The organism is Candidatus Campbellbacteria bacterium, from assembly GCA_028817035.1.
GTDB lineage: Bacteria > Patescibacteriota > Minisyncoccia > Phycocordibacterales > JABAAK01 > JAPPQH01.
This window is the reverse complement of record JAPPQH010000007.1, coordinates 22,879-32,652: the sequence shown is the minus strand read 5'-3', so window position 1 is coordinate 32,652 and position 9,774 is coordinate 22,879. Positions and strand designations below refer to the sequence as shown.

Here is a 9,774-nt window from a genome sequence, read left to right as displayed (position 1 = left end):
TTTGTAAAATAATAAAATAGTATATTTTATTATAATTGGGTGGAAGGGTCGCGGAGCGTGGGGGTGAGCGAACGGAGTGAGCGAGGGCGAGGCGGTGGAGCCACCGAGTGAGGGCGAGCGAGCGGAGTAGTATTATAATAAATATATTATAATATATTTATTATAGGATGTGTTTGGGGTGTTATTTCTTATAAACAAATAGCCTCGCGCTAACAATTATCTCATAATACAAAACTGATATTGCTATAATTCTTATTGCCTCAAAAGGACCCCATGCCCCATCAACAGTACTCCAAGGTCTGATAATGTCTGGGAATATATCGTCAAAATCACATCTAAAATATAAAAGATAAATAGAGAAGAAAAATATAATCACCATGAAATAAAATATTATCGGTCTTAAAATATCTGTCCTATGCTTGCTTAGAAAATTTTTAACAAGAATCAACCATTTTTGTGCTTGAGTGGTATTTTCTGCATACGAATTTAATTCTTGGTTATACAACTCAACAGCACCGATAAAATCTTTCTTCTCTTCCAACCGATGACGCAAAACATTAAAAAAATATCTTTGTCTTTGTTCGCTAAAAATAGGTGGAAAAGTTATGTTATTTATTCTTAAAAAATTAAACTCTATACATTTTGGATCCATATTAAATAAAAATCCATCAGTTATTTCAACATCCTCCATCTGAAAAACTTCTGAAACTTTAAATGCTAACGAGGTCATTATTTTCTCAAAAAATACATTTTCTTTGATACGATAGCCAATAAACAATCCTTTCATACTTACGCTCCTAATGATTACAGATTTCATATTTCCATTTAGACAGATATTCTTTATTTCTACCTTCTTTGTAGGATTGTCTATAATTAAATTTTCTACACTAAAATATCTTCCATTTAAATTACTAGATTGCATATCTATAAATATTTCATCAAACTCGTTAGTCCCTGCGAATTTATCTCCCTTAATATCAATGGACAATTTTAACCTATAACTTTCTTGTCTTTGTAAATTCTCATAACTGTCCATTGAAACCTCTATTTTAGAAAAAATATTATCTTTAAGTTGAAATGGATTGGTAATAATTATTGCAGCACCAATTTTTTTATCAAATTTACAATTAAGAAAATTTACTAATGCGCCCATTACCCTAATATTGTTCATTATAGGACTATTAAAGGTGAGTTGAAACGGATCGAAATCAAATACTAAATTTTTTATTATTAATATGTTAAAATTCTTTAGTTCAAAATTATCTTTAAATTTATCATTTGCATGTAATCCAGAGTATTTTCCCTCTGGGGCATTTACCATTGCAATTAATCTTTCCTCAAACTCCTCTTTTGTTATTTTTTTTCTTTCTTCCTTTTTCATAATATTTACGATAACCCCATTATATCAATTAAAAAGCAAGTTCATTTCCCTTTTTGTGCACATTTCTATCTATCGCGAGGGACATTTTATGGTCCGGCATTATGGTAAAATAGAGAAAACAGTGGAACATGGCAAAATCTTCAAACAAAAATCTAAGAAATGCTGCAAGAAACAAGAAAGATGAATTTTATACTCAATTTAATGATATTCAAAAAGAAATTGAAGCATATTTAGATTATAATATTGATACTTTTAGAGACAAAGTTGTATATTGCAATTGTGATGACCCTTATGAGAGTAATTTCTTTCGTTATTTTGTGCTCAATTTTGGGAGGCTTGGATTAAAACGACTAATAACCACTAGTTACAAACCTTCGCCAATAGCAAATACGCAACTAGAATTGTTTGGGGATGATAAAACATTAACACCCAAAAAAGGTCGTCCAAAAATAACAGCCAATAGATTTATGATTATAAATGAAGTTGGCGATATAGACGACGATGGCGAGTTTAACTTAAAAGACGTTGCTTTATTATTGAGACAAAATAAAAACAATGAATGGAAACCCTTGGAAGAAAACGGCGATTTTAGAAGTGATGAATGCATTGAATTATTAAAACAAGCAGACATAGTAGTTACAAATCCTCCGTTTTCTTTATTTAGAGAGTTTGTTGCACATTTAATGGAATACGATAAGAAATTTCTAATACTGGGAAATTCTAATGCTATTACCTATAAAGAAATATTTCCGCTGATTAAAGATAATAAATTATGGCTTGGTTATAGTATACATAGCGGTGATGTTGAATTTAGAGTGCCAAATTATTATGAGGTTAGAAGTAGTAGTTTAAGGATTGATGAAAAAGGAAATAAATATATCAGAGTCCCAAGTATAAGATGGTTCACAAATCTTGATCATGGTCGTCGACATCAACCACTATCACTTATGACGGCGAGAGATAATAAAAAATTTAACAAACAATTACGAAAAAAAGAAAATAGTTATCAAAATTATGATAACTATAATGCAATTGAGGTACCTTATACAAACGCAATTCCAAGCGATTATAATGGTGTGATGGGAGTTCCAATTACTTTTCTTGATAAATATAATCCAGACCAATTTGAAATATTGGGAAATTCTAATGTGAAAGGGGAAAGAGAGCATTTAATGAATAATACAAAAAGCGCAACAGATTGCACTTATATAAAAGGTAAACCACAATATGCACGCATATTAATAAAACACAAAAAATGATATGAATACAACCTTAAAAACCAATATTACTGTTGAAGATATCTGCAAAGGATTTGAGTATAACGAACTTGAAGGCAAGGGTCTATTTGGTTTGTCTGGTAAACTAACCATTCAGCCAGAGTATCAGCGCAATTATCTCTATGCCTCTGATGGTGGTGAAAAAGAGGCTGCTGTAATTGAATCAGTTCTAAAAGGATACCCAATAGGATTGATTTATTTTAATAAAACAAGTGGTAGCAAATTTGAGGTTTTAGACGGTCAACAGCGAATAACAAGCCTTGGAAGATTTATAGGTGAAAAATTTGCTATAAAAGATCAAGGTGGAATGGAACAATATTTTAGCGGTCTTGCAAAAGACAAAAAAGAGAAAATTTTGCAAACGAAGTTACTTATTTATGAATGTGAAGGAACAGAGAGTGAAATAAAAGAATGGTTTAAGACCATAAATATTAAAGGAATCCCACTCAACGAACAGGAGTTATTAAATGCAATCTATTCTGGACCTTTTGTCACATTGGGCAAAAAAGAATTTAGTAATAGTCAAAATATAAATATAGAAAAATGGAATGCTTATGTAAGAGGTAGTGCAGATAGACAAGCATTTTTTGAGAGAGCATTGGACTGGGTGAGTAAAGGAAAGATTGACGAATATATGAGTCGCCATCGCTATGATGAGAATATTAATGAGTTGAAGAAACATTTTAATAAAGTGATTGACTGGGTCTCAGGCATGTTTGTAGATGTTGAAAAGGAAATGCAAGGACTGGAATGGGGGCGTTTGTATGAAGAATATCATAAGAAAAAATATGATTCAAAGAAAATATCAAAAGAAGTTCAAAAACTTTATGGTGATCCTTATGTTAAAAGTCGGAAAGGTATTTTTGAGTATGTTCTTGGTGGCTCAAAAGATACTAAATTACTTGATGTGCGTTTGTTTGATGATGCAGGCAAAAAAGAAGTTTACAATAAACAAACCGCTGAAGCCAAAAAGAAAAAGATATCAAATTGTTCTTATTGTGCTATTGGGCACGATGCTAAAAAAGATAAAATATGGGATTTTAAAGAAATGGATGCCGACCATGTAACACCTTGGAGTAATGGTGGTAAAACTGATATCAAAAATTGTGAGATGTTATGCAAACCTCACAATCAAGCAAAAGGAAACAGTTAAAACTCACACTTCCCTATTTCCCTGCTTTTTCCTCTATTGTTCATTATAAAATGATTGAATTAATGCTTCAGCCGTATCATCTTTTAAACCTTTACAATATTCTAACAGAATCTCCTTAGTCATTTCCTTTAGATTAGGACACTTTTCTGTTCTAATCTTTTTTATAATATGCGGATTTATATTGTGTATTTCGGAATATAATTCTTTTGCTTTTTTATATTTTTCTTTATAATTAAACTCTCTTCTATATTTGTCTGAAATATATTTATCCTGAAAATATGTCGCCATACCTTCCTCTAAAAAATTTGCGTTTATTCCTTTATTTTTATCAGGAGATAAAAGATGGACACATTCGTGTGCAAGTTGCCATTCTGCCCTTATGCAATCACTGTCATCAATACAAGATTTGGATATTAATATTCCGATATTTTTTCCTTCTACTCGGGGATAATATACACAAGGAACATCCTCATCAGAACAAATCCTAATCCCAGAAAATCCCCAGCTCTCATCCTTTTCTCCAAATAAATTTTCAACCTTTTCCATTATATGAGGCATTTCATTTTGAAGATGTTTCAATATTTCAAATTCACTTATCATTTTATATAGATTTTATCTTTAGGAGTTCAAAATGCTTTGGGTCTGATTCTTTAACTATACTTAATAAAATTTTTATCGCATCTTTAATTTCGCTTTTATCTTTATGTTCTATTGCACTAGCTGGATCAGAATTATGGGAGAAATCATTAATTAGTTTATACGCTTTTGTCTTTTCTGCTATACTTATTTTTTCTTCTGGGTCATTAATATCCTTTACCAACTCTTCTAGTTTGGTCTTTTGATCTTCTATTGTTGGTCTTTTAAAATCTGCAAAAATATCAAAAAATCTCCTTGCCATGTTTCCAATAGTATAAAAATCTTCATATTGTATATCTTCCCTTTCTACAAACTTTTTGAGGTTATAAAATAAAAAATGATATTCAGATTTATATTCTCGCAGTGTCTTATCTAATGCAACAATTCTTGCTTTTCTTGTGTTTGATTCAATAAAATTTTCTACCATAAAAAACTCGCAGCATTCGTCTTTATTCCCCTTTTTTCTGTTTTTATTATTTCTAATAAACCAATTCTTTATTAGATTGAAAAACTGAAAATTGTGTGTGGAAATAAATAATTGTCCAACTTCACTGAAATGTGTTCTTATTATTGAAAAACAATGATAAATAAAGTTTGAATCAAAACTTGAAATTGGATCGTCTATAAAAATAATTCCATTTGATTTGTCAAATTCTTTTTCTCCAACTTTAACAATAAAATATGAGAATGCAATTGCTGATTTCTCACCTTCACTTAAATTTTCAGCTATTTCCCCGTTTCTTTTTATGCTATATCCTTTATTTTCTTTAGCCAATTCAAGTGTTATTTCTTCTTCCCCAAAGAATTCTTTTAGATGCTTATTTACATCTGCAATTGCCACACCAATATCTGAAGACTGATTCTCAAGTTTTTGAATATCGGGATTAATTTTATCAAGATTCGTTTTAATAGTATTTTCATTATTAATAGCTTGTTCTAAATCATTATTCATTTTTTTTAAATCTTCTTCAGATAAGGCTTTAGCAATCATGTGCATTACAAGTTGTTCTTTTGCTTTCTCGACTTCTTGGGTATGGTTTTTTGTCTTCTCATTATGTTCTTCAATAATAGCGTTCAACTTTGCAATAGATGAATTATACGAGTTTAAAAAATCTTGTGGAGTGTCTGGGCTATTTACAACATCAAGTGGTTTGTTGTATTTCTCTTCTAAAATTTCTACTGTTTTATCAATCCACTCGTTCATTTTTCTGATACATTTATTCAAATTTTCTGCATTATTCTTATACCCACTTTTCAAATTAGGATAAAGATCTTTATTTTCTACTTCAACCTCTTGCTCTTTAAATCTCAAAATACCATTTTTTAAATCATTAATTTGATTCTGTAGTTTTTCATAATCTTCACTAAAATGTCTTGAGAGGGTATCTAAGAAATCTTTATCTAGTGGTTTTTCACAAAATAAACATTTTTTTGTTTCTTCTTTTGTTTTATGTAAATCAAAACCATGCTTAACCCAGGTATTTAAATCTTGATCATTCTTCAATCTATCTAATGATTCAGATATAACATTTTTATTGAGTAAATTTTTAACTTCTTCAAAAATCTTTTGAAAATTATCTATAATTTTACTATTAAAAGAAAAGTTGATTTGATAATCTGAAAGTTTGTGCTGTTCATTTTTAGGCTCATTATTAATTATATTAGTATAATTTCTTTCATTTTCATCAGAGAGAAATTTGCCATCAAAATTATCAATGCCGATTTGTTTTATTAAATTTTCTACAGTTGTTTTAGTATAATTAAGATTAAGATCGTCCTTAATATTCTTTGCTAACGGCACAAGAAAGTTGTCTTTTATTTTTTGTTGTATTAATATTTCTTTTTCTGCCAATATGTGTTTTTTTGAAAAATCATCACTATCCAATTTTAATTTTTCCAATTGCCTTTTACTTTGAATGTCCTTATCACTAACATAAATAATAGGGTTACATAGGTTTGAATCATCAAAAGAAATATTTTCATCTATAAAATCTTGGTTAAAAACTTTTATTGGTAAAATATTATTAATGACATCTGTATCTTTTATGGACACACTATCTGTCTTTATCTCAAATTCTCCATGTTTTGGGTATTGCTTGAACTTATTTTCGTCATAAGTACATTTTTTCTCACAACTCGCAAAAATACGAGAAATAGATGTCTTTCCACTTCTATTCCAACCATATATTAAATTGAATTTTTTAAAATCATTCGTCTCAGAACCCCAGTTAAAATCTTTAAATATCCCAAGATTTTTCAACTTTTTAATTTTCTTTATCATACCTACATATTATATTCCTACTTCCTAAATTATGACAAGCAGATAATATAAAAAGGCAAAAGTCTTTATATTTATTAACATTTTCCTTGTTTTCCCACAATCCATTTTGTAAAAGGTGGTTCTCTCTATGGTAAAGTGTACACATCAACCTATATAGGTAAAAGTCATCAAACGATGATCATAGGTTGATATAAAAAAATATATGAGAAGAAAAGAAGAATACCCAAAGATGACTTTTGCCTATTTGACATCTACAATCAAATAAATAGGATGGCGCAGTGGTAAACACTGCAATGTATACATTGTTATTAAACAAAGTGACAAACAAAAACAGTAGGATATTCCTGCTGTTTTTGTTTTGAGACTCCCTCCCCTCCCCCTCACGCCTCTTCATCACACCCATTATACCAATCTTTGACATTTGGTGCGGTGTGGTGTAACATAAAGATGGTAATGTTCCTTTCTAAATCAAAACAGGAGGTGAAGAGATGGGAGAAGGAGAACAGTCAGCACAGCTCAATTCGTCAGACTGCGTGAAGTTCTTGGAGTCTTGGATTAAAGCACTGAAGAAGGGGTGGGAGACTCTTGAACAAGGGAGGAAAGAAAAACAAGGGAGGAAAGAAAACACCAGATATTCAGATCGGTTGCCGTTTAAATGGGCAAACGATTGTTTGGGTGCTGCAGAGGAGTCACTCGCAAGTTTCAAAAAAAGCAATGACAAGACCGATGCCAGGGAGACTGCGAGGTGGATAGAAGATGCTTTTGTTTCTTTTAGGGAACAGAGGAGTAATCTGGGGGTGGAGGTAAATCTGGTGGATTGTTTTCTGTAATCTCCAAATTTGGGCGGACAACGATGTCCGCCCATTTTCTTTTTATCTATTATACCAATCTTTGACATTTGGGTGAGTGTGTATGCTATAATGGGGGTATGAATGAAGTAAAATTATTTAGAGGTCTTATTTTGACGCATATAGTGCTTATTATAATTTCTGCACTTGTTAATGTTCGAAATGATTTTTCTAATCTAACTAAGGAGGAATATGATGCTATTGCTGAGACTGGTGTGTCGGCGGTTATGAATTATGAGCTTGCTCTTTTTTTCATATCAATAATTTTGTTGATTGTTGGTGTTGCGTCTTGGATTGGTATGTTTATGCTTAGAAATTGGGGGAGGGTTTTGTATTCTATTGTTTTTGTTATTTCTTTTGTTGCTATTTATATAGGGATTTATGTAGTCAATGTCTATCTGGTGGAGGTGCCTGATTTGATTACTGGTGCATTAGATGGTAGAGAGGGGGTTTCGGCATTTGATACGGTGCTTGATTCTGTAGGTCTTGCACTTAGTGGTGCTATTGTTGCGATGTCTTGGACGGCTCTTAAAGATCGGTTTAAATAATAATGTAGTGGCTTTATAGCCCCATTTTTTTGATGGCTTCTTTTGCGGCGGCTTTTTCGCCGTCTTTTTTGGAGATGCCTTTCCCTTTTGCGATGCATTTGTCTCCGTTGAATACGCCTATGATGAATTCTTTGTTGTGTGCTGGTCCGCTTTCTTTTAGTAGTTCATAGGTTGGTGTGAAGTTTTGTTCGCTTTGCATTTTTTCTTGAAAGTATGTTTTTGGGTCTTTGTGTGGGTTTCTGTCTATTATGGTTTCTGCGTTTTTGATTATAAATCTTTCTATGAAGTTTGATGCTTCACTAAATCCGCCGTCTAGATAAACTGCGCCTACGAGTGCTTCAAAGACTCCTGCATATATTGACATTGGTTGTTTGCCGTCTGCTTTTTGTCCTTTTGAGAGCATGATTACGCTTTCTATTCCTAAGGCGAGGATTATTTTTGATAGTGTTTCTGTTTTTACGAGTGTTGAGCGGTATAGTGATAGGTCTCCTTCTTCTGAGTTGGGGTATTTTTTATATAAAAAATCGCTTATTACGACTCCCAGGACGGCGTCGCCAAGAAATTCCAGTCTTTCGTTGTCACGGACTTCAAGGTTTTTGTGTTCGTTGACATAGGAGCTGTGTGTGAGTGATTCTTTTAGTAGTAGTTTGTTTTTGAATGTGTAGCCAATTTTGTTTTCAAAATTGTTTAGTTGCTGTTCCATACTTCTTTTTGTTTTATTGTTTGTTTTGTGCGTGTTTTGATATGATTTCGTTTGAGGAGGCGAGGATTATTTTTTTCATATCTTTGTATAGGAGGAGTTCTTCCAGTTCTGCTCCTGTAAACCAGCGTGCGTCGTTGAGTCCGCAGTCTTCTTTTAGTTTTAGGGGTGTGTAGTCGCTACGGACAAGGAAGTAGATGGCTTCTTTTCTTACTCGTCCGTCTTTTGGGTCGTTTGCGATGTATGAGTTCTCCCCTATTCTGTAAAGGACTTCTACTTTTATTCCGAGTTCTTCTTTTATGATTCGTAGGATTCCGTCTTCGGGGTTTTCTCCTTCTTTTAGTGAGCCTTTTGATAATGTCCATTTGTTGAACATGTCGTAGACCATCGCAAAGACTGGTTCGTTGTCACGCATGGCGGAGATCATCGCGCCTACTGTTTTTTTTACTTTTGTATTTTTTTCTTCTTGTTCTGTTATTTCTGCTCTGCCTGGTTCTCCCAGTTCGCGATATACAAAACCGAGAACGCCGTTGATAAACTTTCCGCTTTTTTCTCCTCCATAATTTTTTGCTACTTCAATGGCTTCGTTGAGTGCTACGCGTTCGGGGACATCATAAGATTTTCCAAATAGGAGTTCAAAGAGTCCTATGCGGAGTATGTTTCTGTCTACTATGGAAATTTTTTCAAGGGGCCAGTTTGGTGTGCTTTTTTCTATTATGGAATCTATTTGTTCTTTTTTTTCTATCACGCCTCGCAAAAGGACTAAGGAGTAGGATGACTCTGATTCTGCTTCTGTTTCTGTTTCTTCTTCTTCCTCTGCGTTAAACTCGGTGATGGTGTTTTTGTACACTTCTTCCACTTCCTTCAGGGTCCATATAGACCTTGAATCTAATGCGAAGAGTGTTTGTAGTATTATGATGCGTGCTGAACGCCTGCTTGTCATGGATCAA

9 protein-coding genes are annotated in these 9,774 nt (G+C 32.5%); 4 read left to right on the top strand and 5 right to left on the bottom strand.

Translation table 11 applies throughout. The annotated features are described in order from the left end of the window. Positions 1–181: 181 nt before the first annotated feature. On the bottom strand, positions 182–1,153 hold the full coding sequence (locus tag OXU73_00955) for a hypothetical protein (protein ID MDD9867886.1): 972 nt from the start codon (positions 1,151–1,153) through the stop codon (positions 182–184). A gap of 356 nt (positions 1,154–1,509) precedes the next feature. Here OXU73_00955 and OXU73_00950 point away from each other — a divergent pair, with 356 nt between their 5' ends. Both OXU73_00950 and OXU73_00945 read left to right on the top strand, forming a co-directional pair. After that, positions 1,510–2,640, top strand: a complete 1,131-nt coding sequence (locus OXU73_00950) for an adenine-specific methyltransferase EcoRI family protein (protein MDD9867885.1) — start codon at positions 1,510–1,512, stop codon at positions 2,638–2,640. Position 2,641: 1 nt separating this feature from the next. Continuing rightward, positions 2,642–3,811, top strand: a complete 1,170-nt coding sequence (locus OXU73_00945) for a DUF262 domain-containing protein (GenBank protein MDD9867884.1) — start codon at positions 2,642–2,644, stop codon at positions 3,809–3,811. A 33-nt stretch (positions 3,812–3,844) separates the two neighbouring features. Here the strand turns inward: OXU73_00945 and OXU73_00940 are convergent, their stop codons facing one another. Both OXU73_00940 and OXU73_00935 read right to left on the bottom strand, forming a co-directional pair. Further along, positions 3,845–4,411 carry a hypothetical protein gene (locus OXU73_00940; protein MDD9867883.1) on the bottom strand — a complete coding sequence of 189 codons (567 nt, stop codon included), beginning with the start codon at positions 4,409–4,411 and terminating at the stop codon, positions 3,845–3,847. A gap of 1 nt (position 4,412) precedes the next feature. Then, positions 4,413–6,728 (bottom strand): AAA family ATPase, encoded by a 2,316-nt coding sequence (locus OXU73_00935; GenBank protein ID MDD9867882.1) that lies wholly within the window; start codon positions 6,726–6,728, stop codon positions 4,413–4,415. 488 nt (positions 6,729–7,216) lie between these two features. Between OXU73_00935 and OXU73_00930 the strand changes: the two genes are divergently transcribed. Together OXU73_00930 and OXU73_00925 are read left to right on the top strand one after the other, a co-directional pair. Then, entirely contained in the window at positions 7,217–7,558 is a 342-nt protein-coding gene (locus tag OXU73_00930; protein MDD9867881.1) for a hypothetical protein, read from the top strand. Positions 7,559–7,656: 98 nt separating this feature from the next. Next, complete coding sequence (locus OXU73_00925) at positions 7,657–8,124, top strand: hypothetical protein (GenBank protein ID MDD9867880.1); 468 nt, start codon at positions 7,657–7,659, stop codon at positions 8,122–8,124. A gap of 13 nt (positions 8,125–8,137) precedes the next feature. Here OXU73_00925 and rnc read toward each other — a convergent pair whose 3' ends face one another. After that, positions 8,138–8,827, bottom strand: coding sequence for a ribonuclease III (gene rnc, locus OXU73_00920; protein ID MDD9867879.1), 690 nt, complete (start codon positions 8,825–8,827; stop codon positions 8,138–8,140). Between the two features lie 13 nt (positions 8,828–8,840). Beyond that, the gene (gene nusB, locus OXU73_00915; GenBank protein ID MDD9867878.1) at positions 8,841–9,767 is read right to left on the bottom strand and encodes a transcription antitermination factor NusB; all 927 of its coding nucleotides are present in this window, start codon (positions 9,765–9,767) and stop codon (positions 8,841–8,843) included. Between the last annotated feature and the right edge of the window lie 7 nt (positions 9,768–9,774).

Bases quoted from the DNA above. Each gene is read 5' to 3' on its own strand.
- OXU73_00955 (MDD9867886.1), bottom strand. From the start codon at position 1,153: ATGGGCGCATTAGTAAATTTTCTTAATTGTAAATTTGATAAAAAAATT.
- OXU73_00940 (MDD9867883.1), bottom strand. From the start codon at position 4,411: ATGATAAGTGAATTTGAAATATTGAAACATCTTCAAAATGAAATGCCT.
- rnc (MDD9867879.1), bottom strand. From the start codon at position 8,827: ATGGAACAGCAACTAAACAATTTTGAAAACAAAATTGGCTACACATTC.
- OXU73_00950 (MDD9867885.1), top strand. From the start codon at position 1,510: ATGGCAAAATCTTCAAACAAAAATCTAAGAAATGCTGCAAGAAACAAG.
- nusB (MDD9867878.1), bottom strand. From the start codon at position 9,767: ATGACAAGCAGGCGTTCAGCACGCATCATAATACTACAAACACTCTTC.
- OXU73_00935 (MDD9867882.1), bottom strand. From the start codon at position 6,728: ATGATAAAGAAAATTAAAAAGTTGAAAAATCTTGGGATATTTAAAGAT.
- OXU73_00930 (MDD9867881.1), top strand. From the start codon at position 7,217: ATGGGAGAAGGAGAACAGTCAGCACAGCTCAATTCGTCAGACTGCGTG.
- OXU73_00925 (MDD9867880.1), top strand. From the start codon at position 7,657: ATGAATGAAGTAAAATTATTTAGAGGTCTTATTTTGACGCATATAGTG.
- OXU73_00945 (MDD9867884.1), top strand. From the start codon at position 2,642: ATGAATACAACCTTAAAAACCAATATTACTGTTGAAGATATCTGCAAA.